This window comes from Streptomyces sp. NPDC038280 (genome assembly GCF_055600045.1).
The window spans coordinates 20,492-34,683 of record NZ_JBVJYZ010000026.1 but is presented as its reverse complement, the minus strand read 5'-3'; the positions used below and the strand labels follow the sequence as shown (position 1 = coordinate 34,683).

Below are 14,192 nucleotides of genomic sequence, written 5' to 3'. Positions count from 1 at the left end.
GCTTCTCGCCATACGTTAACGGTAGGATCGGGAGACACCGAGCAGGGGGACCACCGCCGCGAAACCGCGCGACGCTGGAACCCGCCCCCTTCCCCAGGAGCAGCCTCGTGGACAAACCGCTCGACGATCCTCGCCTCGCACGCATAGCCGAAGCGCACTCCAAGGACGCAGCCGCAGGAGGCACCACTTCCGGCGACTGCAACGAATGCGGCCACCCGTGGCCCTGCCCCACCTACACCTGGGCCACGACCGACCGCGACCCCTTGGCGACATGGGACCCGGCCGACGACGAAGCCGAGCCTGAGCCGTGCCCGGCTGGGCTCCTTCCTCGGGGCGAAGCACCCGTCGAACGCTGCATGGTCGAAGGCCCGCACACGACCCACGTATCGCCGACTGGGAGGCGGTGGACCTCGTGACCACTGCGCTCACCGCGGCCGCCGCCCTCGCCGTCGGCTACGTCCTCGGCCGCGTACGCCCCTGGGACCGCCTCGACACCTGGGTCTGGCACCGCTTCGCGTTCATGGGCGAGTGGACCAAGTCGAAGCCGCAGCAGGTCCTCACGATCGCCGCGCACATCCTGGTCCGCCCCCGGATCTCGTACGACATCTGGCGCCGCCGCAACGAACCCCGCCCGCCCGAGCGCTCCCCCGCCATCCGCGTCCGCCCCGTCGACAAGCCCCAGGAGCCGACCCCGTGACCGACACCAGCGCCACCGAGATCCGCGCCGCCGCCGAGAAGCTCCGGACCCTCGCCACCGCCGCAGCCCACGAGGACCGAACCCGCTGGATGGTCGGCCACACCCTCGGCAGCAAGTCCCGCGTCGTCGTTGACGACCACGAGCAGCCCACCGTCCTCGTCGAGACCTGGGCCCAGCACCGCGAGCAGGTCGACGACTACCTCGCCGCCTACGCCTCGCCCGCCGTCGGCCTGGCCGTAGCGGACTGGCTGGACCACGAGGCCGACTCCATCGACACCGTCACCACGCACGACGTCTCGGAGTACCCCGACGACGACCCGGACGAGGGTCCCCAGTGCGTTGAGGACTGCGGCGCCTGCACGACCGAGCGCCATGCCCTCGCGGTCGCCCGCGCCATCAACAGCGCCACCTGACCCCGTCTGCCGGCCCGCCCGTCACCCGCGAAGGAGCACCACATGCCCGACCCGGCCGCCCGCACCCTCACACCGAGCGAGCACGACCGCGCCTGGCACGCCATCGAGCACGCCACCGGCCAAGACGACGCCGACCCCGGCACCGTTCTCAACGCCGTCCTCCGCGCCCTCCGTATCAACGCCCCCACCGCCGAGGACGAGCAGGCCGCCAGTCCCCGACTGCAAGCCGCCAAGAAGCAGGAGTCCGGCGTCGCAGCCACGACCGGTGAGGCCGACGTGCACATGGACCTTTCTGGGCGGCTGGCCGCCACCCTCACCGAGCGCACTGCCCCGTTCGGCGCGGACGGCTGCCAGTGCAGCCCCCTGGCCCGAGACGAGGACGGCGGCACCCGCTACCTGTGGGGCAGCGAAACCGACGACATGATCGTCGGCTGGCAACGGAACCAACGCTGTCCCCTCCACGCCCGCTCCATCGTCGAACCCGAACGCCTCGCCCGGTACACACGGGCCGTCGAGCAGATCACTGGGGTTCAGTCCGCCTCGTACGCCGACCCCGTCATGGAGGTCGCCGACGCCGAACTGGCCGATCTGCGCGAGCAGCTCCAGGACGCCGAAGCAGCCCTGGCAGCCCACCTCAACGCGCCCCAGCTCCGGCAGTGCCTCGTCCCCGGGTGCCTGCGCGAGTTCGATTTCATGGCAAGCATGGCCGGCGCCCCGCCGTCCCGGCCGTCCTGGTCCGGCGACGGTTGGCGGCAGCTCGGCAACGGCAGCATTCACCCCCGCGGCGGCCGCTACGTCTGCCCCGACCACGCCGACCTCGTCGTCACGCACATGCCCCGCCGCGTGGAATCACCGTCCGGCCGGTGGACCGTCGACTGCGCCTGCGGATGGATGGCCACGCCGCAGCGCTGGCACGGCCTCGTCGCCGCGGTGTGGGAGGAGCACCTCCTCACCGCCACCGGCCAGCTCCCCGCGGCGCCGCCGCTGACCGACCCCGAGCACCGCACCCCGCTTGCCGAGCACACCGAGCGGTCCCTCGCCGAGCTGTACGACCGGCTCTGGGACGCCGAAGCCGACAGTGACGAAACTCGCGACGTCGCCCGGGCATGCATGCTCGCTTACAGCGTGGCCGTCCCCGCCCTCCTCGGCGTCAAGACGTCCCTCGAAGCGCTCCGCCAGCGGATCACCCTCGACTCGCGCGACTGGACGCAGGACAAGACCGACGCATGGCTCTGGGCCGTCCTCGTCGGCGCCAACTGCGAGAACACCGACGAAGGCCACGTCCACGACGACGTCGACTGCGCCGGCGACCAGGGTCTGTGGAACCTCGGCCGCCAGCACGGTATCCCCACCGAGCAGGTCATCCGGACAGGGCACCTGCGCTGGTGGGTCGCCAACGCCGTGAATGCCGCGCAACAGATCGAGGAGAACGCCCCGAGCGGCAAAACCGAAGCCGCAGCGAAGCGCGCCGCCACCACCGACCCTGAGGACGGGGCGACGTGAGCGACTTCCACACCCAGGCCCGCGTCGCAGCGCGCAAGGACCGCCGTTACGCGGCCGCCCTCGAGCAGGTCCGTAAGTTCGTCTGGCCGGCCGGGGACCCGATGGTGCCCGGCGGATGGGCCGATGCTCTCGCCACGGACGTCGTGGCTGCGATCCGGCGCGACGAAGGCATCGAGCAGCCCATCATCAACCACACGTACGAAGGCGACGGCGGCGACTGCACCGCCCAGGTGTACAGCGTTGAACCCTGCGGCCGGCCCAAGCACGAACACCAGCTCGTCGAAGACGAACCAGCGCGAGGAGAGCAGTGACCGACCACAGCATCGCCGACGCTCCGGACGGGCGGCCCTCGCGCGATGATGCGCCGGGCCGCCCCGGCCATGTGCCCCGCGACGGCAGGGGGTTGCCGCCCGGGCCGCAGGGGCCGGCACCGAGGACACGCGTAATGACGAATGTCGGTACCGGCCGCAGCCAGTTGTCCCGTGCATGGACCGTAAGGGGAAGGGCAGAAGAACGGGATCGCGCTGCGATGTCCACCCCCTGCCGAGTGGATTACGAAGCCGCTGTCCTGTCCCTTCCGGTCACGGTTTGTACGGGCGCGGGACAATCCGCTCCACTTAGGTCCACCTATTTTCGGCAGCCTGTTGGCTCGGTGCCCTGCGGTGTAGCAGTGTGGCCGCGGTGTGCAGATACTGGCAGGTCAGCGGCAGCCACACGCACAGCATGCCATCGTGGGAGGCGGTTTTCTTGGGCCAGTTTTTAATGGTAAAACCGGTGCGAATATTTAGACTTCAATCTGTTGAACGATCGATCGCGGGGGGATTCGCTTGCTGAACAAGAAGGAGCTGCACAAGCTGCTCACAGAACGCCGCGCGCTGATTGATCCGGAGGGCCACGGATTTAGTCGCCCCGCCGGGCAAGGCCGCCGCGCACGGGGTCTCTCCCAGCAGCAGGTCGACCAGCTTCTCAAGCGGACCCTGGGCACCTACGCGCGGCTCGAGAAGGGCCGTATCCCCAAGCCCTCCATCCGGCTGCTCCTGGACGTCTCCAAGCTGTTCGGTCTCAACGAGCAGGAGTGGCGCACCCTGTGTCGGTTCGCGGGCATCGGAGACCCGCCCTGCCCGCTGACCGCACGCTCCGGCCTCGAGATCCCCGGCGTGTGGCAGGAGGCCGTCGACGGCATATCCCACATGGCGTACATCACCGACGCCTCCTGGGACATGCTCGCCTACAACGAGCCCTTTGCTCGTCTGTTCCCCGGCGGGCGCGTCCCCGCGAACACGATGCGCTGGATGCTGCTGGACCCCGACGGGCGGGCCACCCTCACCGACTGGTCCACCGCCTGGGCGCCCCTGGTCCTGCCCCAACTCCGCGCAGCGATCGCCGCGCGCCCCGACGACCAGACGCTGCGGCAGATCAAGAAGGAAGTCCTGGCCGACCCCGACTGCGCCCCGATCTGGGACGCCGGCGGCGCCCACATCCACCCCGACGGCGACGAACGCCCTCTCCGCCACGCCCTGGACGGGCCCGGCTGGGTCACCATGTGCGCAGCAGAGCCCATGACGGCCCCCGGCGCCCGCATGATCATCCTCGTGTTTCACCCTGGCACCAAGCGCGTCCACACACGCACCCCTATCCTCCGCGCACACACCAACTGATCTCTGATCAGGGGCAATGGCGAAACACGGGTGCCATAGGTTGTGCCCACCCCCACACCGTCATCTGCCATGCCGGAGGCCACCCATGCCGATGTACGTCTCCCGACCCCACACGGTGCTCCCCGACCACAAGATCAGCACTGCGGACATCGTCGACGACATATCCGCCCACCACCCCGACCACCCCCGGCTGCCGGTGATCCCACGGATCATCGGCAGCCTCGGCGTCCGCACCCGGTACTTCACCCGGCCCCTGGACGCGCCCACCGTCTCCGGCACCGCCAGCATCGAAGACCGCGCCCGGGCCGCGTTCATCGACGCCCTCACCATGGCCGAAGCGGCCGCGAACGCCGCCCTGAACTCCGCCGGACTCGCCCCACCCAGAACCAGCGGCCGGTACGCAGACATCGATGCCATCATCACCACCCACTCCACCGGATGGTCCGTCCCCAACCTCGAGATCCAGCTCATCGAACGCCTCGGCCTGAAGCCCACCGTGCGCAGGATCGCGATCACGACGATGGCGTGCGCAGGTGGCACCCAGGGCCTCATCCGCGCCGTGGACTTCCTCGCCGCCCGGCCCGGCTCCAAGGTCCTGGTCGTCGCCGCCGAGGTCATATCCAGCGTCTACAACCACAACGACACCTCGATCGAGGCGATGATCTACAAGGCGCTGTTCGGGGACTCCGCCGCCGCCTGCATCGTCACCGACCAGCCCCTCGGCCCGGGCCTAGTCATCGACTCCCCCGACGACACCTTCGAATACGTCCTGCCGGGCAGCCTCGACCGCTACACCGGCCGCATCGGCACCGACGGCTTCCACTTCGACTCCACCAAGGAAGCCCTGTCCGCCGCGGACGACGTCCTGCCCGCCGTCGTCGACTGGCTCGGCCCCACCCACGGCATCGGCTTCGGCGTCATCCACCCCGGAAGCCCCCGCATCATCACCGACACCGCCAAGGCGGTCGGCCTCACCGAGCACGACGCCCGCCACTCCACCGACACCCTCACCGACGAAGGCAACCTCGGCGGCGTATCGGTTCTCCGGGTCCTCGAGCGCACCCACACCGACCCGCCCCCGGCCGGCACCTGCGGCCTGGTCATCGCCTACGGCCCCGGCTTCAACACGCCCGCGCTGCGCGGCACCTGGACCGCCTGAATATGCCGGACGGTTTTTCCTGTCCACCCCTGTTGCCGAGCTTGCCCGGGTGTAATCCTGTGGCTCCTGGGCCTCCGCCTCACCCCCGGAGACGGGCCCATCGGCCCCGTCCTGCGTCGGCGTGCGGCGGGGCCGCGCCGTCCCTCCCGGCCTCCCGACGGGAGGGCCTTGGCGCGCGCCCGCGCTGTCAGTGCCGGATGCGACCCTGAACAGATGCCCGGCGGCGCCCATCACCTCGAAGCCGATGCTCACCGCCGGGCGCCCCTACTCTCCACGCGTAAAGGGGCCCCCGACCGCTTGCACGGATTAGGGGCCCCTGGTTCTTGTACTCGTACGACTACGACGGCGTGTGGCCATGCCTGTGTTGACACCGCTGCGCCAGGAAAGCGATCACGGCGGACGAGGCCCCGGCGATCACCACGACGCCGGCCTTCTCCAGCAGCACCCCGTGAAGGGCCACGACGCCCATCCCTCCGGCAAGCACGTTCAATGCCACGCGGTTGGGCACGTTCGGAGAACCGAGCAGAGCGCCCCAGAGCGCGACGACGATCCCGAAGGTGACAAGCAGAGAGTCCATGACGGTCATGCCCCGGATTCTCCCTCCCGCCCGCGCTGGCCTTCGCCGATGTTGCGCACTCGGTCACCATCGGACAGGAACTGACGCCCCCTTCACTCTCACGGGGCTCTATCGCCGCCACACGTTGACTTTCTCCGTGGCCAGCAACGGCGCCCCGTCCGGGCCCTTGGGGTGCGAGGGGATCCATCGCTTGTCCGCCCGCACCTCGGGCGAGTACCGCTCGTGCCGGTATTCGCGCCAGTGCCCGGAGACGACCCACCGGTGCCGGTAGCGGCGCCCGGTCACGTCCGTGCCCTCCGCCGCCTCGCGGCCGTCGGGCACGTACTGCCGGCGGAGCCCCACGCTCGTCACTTCCGGCACTGGCCGGCCTGCGCGGGCGTATCCGCGCGCCACCGCCTTGTCCGGGCGGTGCTGGGTACGCTCCACCAACTGCGGCTGCTGCATGAGCAGCCACGCCGCGGCCAGTGCGGCGAGGATCGGCTCCGGTACCTCCTTGTCGGCCTCGGCGAGCGGCACGGGCTCGACCGTGACGGGCTGCGTGAACCCGTAGACCGGAACCAGGGGCGGGATCTCCTCCTCGATCAGCGTGAAGCCCTTGTTCGCCGCGGTGACTTCCTGGACCATGCGGCGTCGGGACATCAGCAGCCACAGCATGCAGCCCTCTTTGTGGGGTCCCCATGCGATCGCCTCAACGGGGATCGAGACGCCGTAACCGTCCATGCTGCCCACGCCGCCGTCGAACATGATCAGTCCGCACGGGGAGGGCCTGTCCGCCGTTGCCCAGCGCGCTGCGGCCAGTTGAGCTCCGGCGGACATGGCCAGCGCGGTCATGTCGGGCGTCACCCAGTACAGGTCAGCGGCCGCCAGGCATGTCTCCAGGGCGTCGTAGCCGGCCTGAATGTCGTCGGTGCTGTGGGCGCGGATCGCCGACTGGGGGTCACGCAGGAATCCGACGGTTTGGTCGCGCAGCTTCGGCAGGTGAGTGGGACGCAGGCTCACGCGATCAGTCCTCGTCGGTGTCGGCGTAGTCGATGCGCGCCCCGGTCTGCTCGGCGGCACGGGCGCACACCCGCCGGTGCCAGGATGCCGACCAGCGGCCGCCGTGGGTCGCGGCTTGGTACTCCTCGTCGTCCCGGTAGGTGACGAGCACGGGCTCCTCCTCGTCCTCGCAGCTGGCCACCATGTCCGCCACGGCCTTGTCGGCGGCCGCTTTCAGCTCCGCAATCTCCGGACGGATACGGCCGGGGACCGGGTCACGCCCCTGCTCCCAGGACCGCAGGGTCCGCGGGTTCACGCCCAGGCGCTTGGCCAGGTGGTCGCCGGTCAAGCCGAGGGATTCGCGGGCGATCCGCAGCTCGGCCGGGGTGAGCGGGTCTTCCTCGGCCAGGTCGTCGCGCAGCGATTGCAGGTATTCGTCCAGGCCGTGGACGACCGCCACGGGGGTGCGGGTGTCGCCTTCGTACTGGGTGGCGCATTCGGCCATGTCCTGGGTGATCTGCGCTGCGATCTCCACCAAGCGGGCGTCCGTGGTGTCGGCTGTGATGTCGTATTCGTCGGCCTCACCGCCGTTGGTGGCGCCGTCGGTGGTCCACTCCTGGACGATGTCGATGTCGTCGAAGCCCTGGGTGTCGGCGTCGAAGTCGCCGTAGCCGAGGTTCAGCCCCAGCTTCTCCTCGATCTCCTCCTCCGCGGCCTCCGCGTCCTCGCCGAGCTGGGCGATCAGGTTGTTGCCGTCCCAGACCTCCTCCCAGTCGGCGAGGATCCGCTCGGCCAGCGGAGCGAGCTCACGCATGACCCGGTTCGCGGCCTCCGCGGTAAGGGTGGGGATGCCGTACCGGCGCTCCAGCCCGTGCCGAACGGACCCCGGCACCGCGTTGCCGACCTCCGCGTTGTAGTCCGCGAGCAGCGTGCCCGCGCGCAGGTCCAGCTCGATGTACGCGGGCTGCGCCTCGCTCTGCTGGTCGTAGTGCCGGTAGAGCTCGGTCGGCTTGGTGCATTCGATGATGCGGACGGTGTCAGACACGGCGGGGTCCTTCCAAAGGGCGGGGCCGGGCGAGCCCGGGCGGGGAGGGAGGTTCAGAGGGCGGCGATGGCGGCGCGGACGCCGGCCACCACGTCGTTCCAGACCTGCTGCTGGGTGGCGACGCGGGACTCGCTGAAGCCGTAGCGGCAGTGCAGCTGGCCGTCGGCGGCGTCGAACCACACCTTGTCGATCGAGCCGAGGAGCTTGTAGGCCTGCGAGTTGGACACGCCTTCACCCCGGTAGCAGGCCGAGGAAATGTTGCCGGTGTTGTAGTGGCTGGTCTCCAGGCCGGCGAACTCGGCCCAGCCGTTGACGTAGACGCGGTCCATGCCGTTCTTCTGCCAGCGGCTGCCGCCGATCGCGGTCATGGTCTCGATGGTGAAGACGACCTTGGCGGCCTTGCGGGCCAGGCGGCGGGCGCCGATGGCGATGCGGGCCGCGAGGGAAGCGGCGTCGATGACCCACTTCCCAGCCTGCTTGCTGGCGGCGACGGCACCCATACGGCACCAGGTGCGGATCGTGGCGACGGTGACCTTGGCCTCAGAAGCTGCGGCGGTGGTGTTCATGGATCCTCCGAGTGACTTACGGAGCGGGCTGGGGCTCAATCCCCTGCCTCACAACACCCAGACTACACCCTAAAATAGGGTGCGCAAGGGAGTTGGGGGAATTTCACCTCCCCAAATCCGAATCCCAGCGCGGCGCCCGGGCCGCAGATCCGGCTCGCCCGCATGCCACCCCACGCCTGCCCGCCATACCCTGGACGTCCGACCCCAGGGGGGCTCCTGGAGGTAGTCGTGCCCCGTCCGATTTGGTCCGGTGCCGTGTCGTTCGGCCTGGTCACGATCCCTGTGAAGCTCGAGCCAGCCACCGAGAGTCACTCGATCAGCTTCCGGCAGATTCACCTCGAGGACGGCGGCCAGATCCGCTACCAGAAGCGGTGCGAGATCGACGGCAAGGAGCTCCGGGCCGACGAGATCGGCAAGGCCTACGAGATCAGCAAGGACACTCTCATTCCGGTCACGGATGAGGACCTGGCGACCATGCCGCTGCCGACCGCGAAAGCCATCGAGATCGTGGCCTTCGTGCCCTGGGAGAGCATCGACCCGATCAGCATCGGCGAGGGCGGCTACTACCTCACCGCAGACGGCGCCGTGTCGGCCAAGCCGTACACCCTGCTACGGCGCGCCCTCGAGCGGAACGAGAAGGTCGCGGTGGCGAAGTTCGCCCTGCGCGGCCGCGAGCGCCTGGGCCTGCTGCGGGTGAAAGACGATGCGCTGCTCCTTCACAGCCTCCACTGGGGAGACGAGATCCGCAGCCCTGCCGAGCTTGCCCCCAAGGACGTCGATCTGAGCGAAGAGGAGATCGAGAGCGCGATCGCGCTGCTCGAGACGATGAGCGCCGAGCACCTCGGCGACCTCGACCTCACCGACCAGTACACGGAGGCAGTGGCCGAGGTCATCCACGCCAAGGCCGAGCACCGCAAACCGCGCCCGGTGGCCGAGGAGCCGGAGACGGCCGGGCAAGTCGTGGACCTGATGGCCGCCCTGACGGAGTCCGTGGAGAAGGCCAAGGAACGCCGCGGCGAGGGCGGCGATGCCGGGCCTGCCACCGTGCACAAGATGCCAGCGAAGAAGAAGACGGCGGCCAAGAAGGCGCCGGCGAAGAAGCAGGACGCCAAGAAGACCGCGGCTAAGAAGACCACCCGCAAGCGCAGCGCCTGAAGCGGAACGCGCGCCTCTGGTCACCAGCGCCGCCATGGGCGATGATCGTTGGACCCCCCACAGCACCATCAAGGGGGCATCCATGGCCCGTATGGCGCCGCACACACAGACCCGGGCAACCGTGGTCCGTGCCGGATACACCACCGCACAGGTGGCCCTGGCCGACTGGTACGACGGAAAGATCCTGGCCAGCGTCCCGACCTGGGAACTCACCGTCGCCACCGGCCGTACGCCAAGGGAGTTGCGCGGCCTGCAACTGTGGGTCTCGGCCCGCCTCACGGCACAGTCCGACCGGGACCTGGCACTGCAAGGCTGGCTGCTGTGCGACCCGCCGGCACCCCTGGCGGCCGCAGGGCCCGACGCCGGCCCGGTCCCGTACCTGCTTGGAGCAGTCGGCCCCGCCCCGGTGCCCGAGCAGGAGTAAGCAGTCAGGCGATCTTCGGCTTCTTCGTCCGCGCCGCCTCCACCTCAGCGAAACAGGCCCGGCACAAGGGGTTCCCTCCGAACCCGTATCTATGGCACGGCTGGTGGCAGCGCGCGCACGATCCGACCTGGTCAGACGGGCAGGACAGGGCGACAGCCGCATTGCGCTGCGCGGGGGGTGTGCTCATGGTCAACCTCTCAAAACGCTCACCCGGGCCAAGCGCCCGGGACTCTGCTGGGCTGTGGCGGTCTACGTGCGGCGCTGGGGCTTGTCGATGCCGAGGCTCCCCCACGGCGAGCACAGGTCGCACTGCTTGAGCTCGGGGAACTCCTCGAACGCGTCCCGCACCTCTTCCAGGCTGAGCAGCCCGGCCTGGCCTGTGTAGAGATGGCAGTTGCCTCGGTGGAGCACCGGGTGCCCTTCCACTGCGCGGGCCGGCTGGAGCTTCCAGGACATCTCCCGCCTGGCCACCTCGCGGCGCCGGCGCTGCTCCCGTTCCTGCTGCTCCAGATCCCGGATCGCCCTGTCGGCCAGCTGCAGCTGCCAGGCGAGCCAGTCCCGCAGGGTCCGCTGTTTCTCCAGACGCTCGGAGAGCGACAGGTCAGGCATGGCGGCCCGCCAGGCAGCATCGCCGGCACGCCTCGGCCCGGCGGAGCCAGTGCGGGGCGTCGATCAGGGACGGGAAGGGTGGGGCCACACCAGAATGATACGCCTGTTCGAATATCGGTGCGGGCAGCGACCCACCCGACTCACCCCTGACGCACGAAAACGGCCCGGCACGTAAGTGCCGGGCCGTTTCCCTACTGAATGGTGGCCCCATAGTCAGCGGTGGCCCCACCGTACGCCTCACACCGGGCGCAGTCGACGGAGAAGACGCACCGGCTTCACCGCCATCGTCCCGTCCGCCCTCTCCACCAGAACGTTCCTCGGCGCCAGCTTCGCCGTCCGCACCTCCGGGAACACCGGCTCCGGCATCCCGCCGACCTTCCCGTACCGCACGCGCACCCGCACTGGCCGCCATACCCGCGGCCCCGCGTGCTCCCAGTACCGGCGGACCTCCACAGATGGGATGTCCAGCTCGAGCCGCCCCTTCACCGGCCGCCCCTCTCCTCGTACGGAAGCAGCACCTGGTCCACGCGGCGGGCGACCGCGGCCGCACCGGCCGGATCATGCCGCTTCGGCGCCCGGGCGAGTGTCGGCACCAGCCAGTCCGGCCCCAACACGTGCACCACCCCTCCCCAGTCTGCTGCGCGGGCCTCAAGCCGGCCGCCCGCGATCGGAGAGCCGTGGACGACGAGCAGCGGCCACACCGACCCTGCGGGCATCCCCAGCGCGGCAGCGGTACGGCGGGCGTACGAGGCGACCGCCTCGACCTGCCGGTGCCGGTCCTGCCCACCGCAGTGCACCCGGCCCTCGATCAGCGTGGTGGGCCGGCCGCGGTGCCAGGCCTTCGTGTCCAGCACCACCACCGCAGTCCCGCACGGGGAGACCAGGAGATGGTCGAGGTTCGTGCGTCCCCCGGGCAGGGCCAGGTCATGCCGCACATGCCAGCCGTGCGCCTCGAGCTGCCGGAGCAGCCGCGCGGTGGCCTCCTCCCCTGCCGCACCGTGCGCCCAGCGGGCCGCCTGGGCGTCCGCCCGCCGTACGGATAACCCGATGCCCATCCAGGCGAGGACACGCCGCCACAGGCCCCGCCGGGCCCCGGCACGTAACGCTGCCGCGCGGGCGGCCGCCGACCTTCCCGCGCTCACTCGCCGGCCTCCCGCCACCAGCGCAGCCCGTCCGGCTCCCCACGCTCCGGGTCGCTGTCGCACTCGGCGAGGTACTCGCCGTAGGCGGCGACCCGGTCCGCGGCGTACTCCCGCTGCTCCGTCGTCATCCGCGAGGTGACCCAACGCCAGTTTCCCTCGAGCCACACAGTCATCCAGGCCCCGTTCTCCGGGGTGGCCGCGGCGTGGGCGCGCGCCGTACGGGCCCGCTCGCGCCCTTCGGCTGCCGCGGCCTCCCGATCCAGAACCGCCTGGTAGGTCGGGCGGTATCCCTCGCAGCCCGGGCACGTCACCTCCGTGCCCTCCGGTAGGGCTCCCTGCTCCGTGGAACGACCACACAGGGCCAGGCCGGTGGCCCACTCCTCCCAGTGGGGCAGCCACGTGTACAGCGACAGGTGCACCACATCCGGCTCGTCGGGGAGCAGCAGCCGGCCAACGGGCACCAGGTAGCGGCGCGTACGGTCCAGCTCGGTCGTCTCGCTCATCGCTCCTGCCCTCCCGCCGCTACAGCCGCAGCGATCGCGACCCAGCCCTTGTGCCACGCCTGATCCAGCAGCGGCCCGGCTCCCGCGTCCCGGCGCAGCCACTCCGCGCTGCCCTTCCGTCGCGCGAGGCGCACCAGCCAGGTCGAGGGCCCTTCCTCCTGCCACCGGCCGCCGGACCGGTCAGCCAGGTAGTGCGTGACCGCGGATACCGCCAGCCCTGCCGCAGCCCGGCGCCAGTCCAGGCCGAGCCGCAGTCCCCGATCGGCGGCCGCCAGCGCCAGAGCCTGCGTGGCTGTGTAGGAGGCGACGTGCCGCGCGCACGCGGCCCGTCCTTCGTGCCCATGCCGGCCCTTAGCGACCGCTTCCGTGTCCCGCTGGATCCAGTAGTCGCCGACTTCGTGGGCGGCAGTGAGCACGGCATAGGCGGCGGCGAACCGTGCGGCGGTGCTCATCGGTGCGCCTCCCTCAGCTTCTTCGCTTCGGCCTGGGCCTGCGCGGCCAGGGCCTCGAGGCGCTCCGCCTGACGAACGCTGGCCTCTCGGGCGTGGACGCGCGCCTGGTGGCCGCGCATGAACTCCGCGAGGCCCTCGGCGGCTGCGGCGGGCTCAAGCAGGTCCGTCCACGAGTACTCGCCCAGCCGGAACCCCATGGCTTCCTCGAGCCGGTCGAGGAGCTGCAGGCGCTGCCCATCCCTCGGGTCAGCGAGAGCCTTCTCCCTGCGGACCTTCTGTATCTCGTCGAAGTGACGACGGCGCAGAACGTCCTCCTGCACCCGGAGGGCGTTCACCCGCGTCGTCTCCGTGTTCTTCAGCAGCGTGAGCAGCAGCCCGATCGTCAGCCGGGGCTCACGCTCGGCCGGCTTCACCACCGTCTTGAACCGGCGGGCACCTCGCGGGTTCGGTACGAGGAGCCCCCAGCCGGGCGGGAGCTCCTCCGGCGGGGTGATGTCTACGCCTGGGGAAACGATGCTGAAGGTGGTCGAGTACGGCCACCACGCCTCCGCCTTCGCAGGGTTCTCCAGCTCGCGCCGGAAGTCGGCACGCGAGGTCTTCAGTTCGCACACGTCGATCCGGCCAGCCCCGCGGGAGGACCACAGGCCAATGTGGACGGCGTCAGCTCGCCGATTGTGCCCGCCCGGGTCTGTCACCTCGGTCAGGTAGACGGCGCCCGCCCCCGCCTGGTCGAGACGGTCCTTCGGCGCGATGAAGTGGGCATGCAGGAGCTCGTTCAGCTCCCGGGTGGTCATCCTGGCGCGGTCACCGTTGCCGGGACGCGCCTGAGGCTGCACGTCCAAAGCGGTCTGGGTGGTCATGCTGCTCCTTCGAGGGTGGTGGAGTTCCAGCGGTCGATTCCGCCTCGGATGGTGGTGACGCGGCGGCCACGGTGCCGGGCGGGCCAGACATGCACCCGGGCCGGTGCCCCGTACGGCATGCGCCGGGACCGGGACAGAAGGGCCGGCCGCGGGACCAGACGCGACCGCTGATGGTGAGGGCGATGGAGCGGTAGCAGACAGCGCACCGGCCGCGCGGCCCGTTCACCGCCGCGCCGCCTTCCGGTGGGCGCGGTGGCCTCGGGCCATGGTGCGCTCGAGCTGGTCGGCTATCAGCATCATCACGATGGCCGTGAGGGCTGTGACCCACAGCGGGGCCTTCCACAGGACGCAGGCGATCCCGCCGGCGAGGACCAGGAGGGTGTAGACGATGGGGCCGAGGTGCTTGGCGAGCATGAGGACCTCCACAAGCGTGATGTGACGGTGGGTTAGC

General features: G+C 70.4%; 19 protein-coding genes. 8 read left to right on the top strand and 11 right to left on the bottom strand.

Annotated elements, in window-relative coordinates; all coding sequences use genetic code 11:
- The first annotated feature begins 412 nt into the window (after window positions 1–412).
- The 6 genes from ACZ7J0_RS32420 (at window position 413) to ACZ7J0_RS32395 (ending at window position 5,430) form a co-directional block, all read left to right on the top strand.
- Complete coding sequence (locus tag ACZ7J0_RS32420) at window positions 413–697, top strand: hypothetical protein (RefSeq protein ID WP_470893420.1); 285 nt, start codon at window positions 413–415, stop codon at window positions 695–697.
- Complete coding sequence (locus tag ACZ7J0_RS32415; protein WP_470893418.1) at window positions 694–1,110, top strand: hypothetical protein; 417 nt, start codon at window positions 694–696, stop codon at window positions 1,108–1,110. Before ACZ7J0_RS32420 ends, ACZ7J0_RS32415 begins: the two co-directional genes overlap by 4 nt.
- Before the next feature lie 42 nt (window positions 1,111–1,152).
- Window positions 1,153–2,613, top strand: coding sequence for a hypothetical protein (locus ACZ7J0_RS32410; RefSeq protein WP_470893416.1), 1,461 nt, complete (start codon window positions 1,153–1,155; stop codon window positions 2,611–2,613).
- Window positions 2,610–2,924, top strand: a complete 315-nt coding sequence (locus tag ACZ7J0_RS32405) for a hypothetical protein (protein ID WP_470893414.1) — start codon at window positions 2,610–2,612, stop codon at window positions 2,922–2,924. Before ACZ7J0_RS32410 ends, ACZ7J0_RS32405 begins: the two co-directional genes overlap by 4 nt.
- Window positions 2,925–3,440: 516 nt before the next feature.
- The gene (locus ACZ7J0_RS32400; protein ID WP_470893412.1) at window positions 3,441–4,271 is read left to right on the top strand and encodes a helix-turn-helix transcriptional regulator; all 831 of its coding nucleotides are present in this window, start codon (window positions 3,441–3,443) and stop codon (window positions 4,269–4,271) included.
- A gap of 85 nt (window positions 4,272–4,356) precedes the next feature.
- Complete coding sequence (locus ACZ7J0_RS32395) at window positions 4,357–5,430, top strand: PhlD (protein WP_470893410.1); 1,074 nt, start codon at window positions 4,357–4,359, stop codon at window positions 5,428–5,430.
- 337 nt (window positions 5,431–5,767) lie between these two features.
- On the opposite strand, the gene ACZ7J0_RS32390 is transcribed toward ACZ7J0_RS32395, so the two are convergent.
- The 4 genes from ACZ7J0_RS32390 to ACZ7J0_RS32375 all read right to left on the bottom strand — a co-directional run bounded on the left by ACZ7J0_RS32390 (window position 5,768) and on the right by ACZ7J0_RS32375 (window position 8,596).
- On the bottom strand, window positions 5,768–6,016 hold the full coding sequence (locus ACZ7J0_RS32390) for a hypothetical protein (protein ID WP_470893408.1): 249 nt from the start codon (window positions 6,014–6,016) through the stop codon (window positions 5,768–5,770).
- 99 nt (window positions 6,017–6,115) lie between these two features.
- The gene (locus ACZ7J0_RS32385; RefSeq protein ID WP_470893406.1) at window positions 6,116–7,006 is read right to left on the bottom strand and encodes a hypothetical protein; all 891 of its coding nucleotides are present in this window, start codon (window positions 7,004–7,006) and stop codon (window positions 6,116–6,118) included.
- Between the two features lie 4 nt (window positions 7,007–7,010).
- The gene (locus ACZ7J0_RS32380) at window positions 7,011–8,030 is read right to left on the bottom strand and encodes a helix-turn-helix domain-containing protein (protein WP_470893404.1); all 1,020 of its coding nucleotides are present in this window, start codon (window positions 8,028–8,030) and stop codon (window positions 7,011–7,013) included.
- 53 nt (window positions 8,031–8,083) lie between these two features.
- Entirely contained in the window at window positions 8,084–8,596 is a 513-nt protein-coding gene (locus tag ACZ7J0_RS32375) for a hypothetical protein (protein ID WP_470893402.1), read from the bottom strand.
- A 228-nt stretch (window positions 8,597–8,824) separates the two neighbouring features.
- On the opposite strand from ACZ7J0_RS32375, the gene ku reads away from it, so the two are divergent.
- Window positions 8,825–9,751: a non-homologous end joining protein Ku gene (gene ku, locus ACZ7J0_RS32370; RefSeq protein ID WP_470893400.1), complete on the top strand. Its 927-nt coding sequence runs from the start codon at window positions 8,825–8,827 to the stop codon at window positions 9,749–9,751.
- An 82-nt stretch (window positions 9,752–9,833) separates the two neighbouring features.
- The gene (locus ACZ7J0_RS32365; protein ID WP_470893399.1) at window positions 9,834–10,175 is read left to right on the top strand and encodes a hypothetical protein; all 342 of its coding nucleotides are present in this window, start codon (window positions 9,834–9,836) and stop codon (window positions 10,173–10,175) included.
- Between the two features lie 249 nt (window positions 10,176–10,424).
- Here ACZ7J0_RS32365 and ACZ7J0_RS32360 read toward each other — a convergent pair whose 3' ends face one another.
- The 7 genes from ACZ7J0_RS32360 to ACZ7J0_RS32330 all read right to left on the bottom strand — a co-directional run bounded on the left by ACZ7J0_RS32360 (window position 10,425) and on the right by ACZ7J0_RS32330 (window position 14,155).
- Entirely contained in the window at window positions 10,425–10,784 is a 360-nt protein-coding gene (locus ACZ7J0_RS32360; protein ID WP_470893397.1) for a DUF6233 domain-containing protein, read from the bottom strand.
- A gap of 237 nt (window positions 10,785–11,021) precedes the next feature.
- Window positions 11,022–11,270 (bottom strand): hypothetical protein, encoded by a 249-nt coding sequence (locus ACZ7J0_RS32355; RefSeq protein WP_470893395.1) that lies wholly within the window; start codon window positions 11,268–11,270, stop codon window positions 11,022–11,024.
- Complete coding sequence (locus ACZ7J0_RS32350) at window positions 11,267–11,839, bottom strand: nuclease-related domain-containing protein (protein WP_470893394.1); 573 nt, start codon at window positions 11,837–11,839, stop codon at window positions 11,267–11,269. The genes ACZ7J0_RS32355 and ACZ7J0_RS32350 overlap by 4 nt, the downstream gene beginning before the upstream one ends.
- 83 nt (window positions 11,840–11,922) lie before the next feature.
- Window positions 11,923–12,429 carry a hypothetical protein gene (locus ACZ7J0_RS32345; RefSeq protein ID WP_470893393.1) on the bottom strand — a complete coding sequence of 169 codons (507 nt, stop codon included), beginning with the start codon at window positions 12,427–12,429 and terminating at the stop codon, window positions 11,923–11,925.
- Window positions 12,426–12,881, bottom strand: a complete 456-nt coding sequence (locus ACZ7J0_RS32340) for a hypothetical protein (protein ID WP_470893391.1) — start codon at window positions 12,879–12,881, stop codon at window positions 12,426–12,428. The genes ACZ7J0_RS32345 and ACZ7J0_RS32340 overlap by 4 nt, the downstream gene beginning before the upstream one ends.
- Window positions 12,878–13,741, bottom strand: a complete 864-nt coding sequence (locus ACZ7J0_RS32335; protein ID WP_470893389.1) for a hypothetical protein — start codon at window positions 13,739–13,741, stop codon at window positions 12,878–12,880. Before ACZ7J0_RS32335 ends, ACZ7J0_RS32340 begins: the two co-directional genes overlap by 4 nt.
- Window positions 13,742–13,963: 222 nt before the next feature.
- Entirely contained in the window at window positions 13,964–14,155 is a 192-nt protein-coding gene (locus ACZ7J0_RS32330) for a hypothetical protein (protein WP_470893387.1), read from the bottom strand.
- Window positions 14,156–14,192 lie beyond the last annotated feature (37 nt).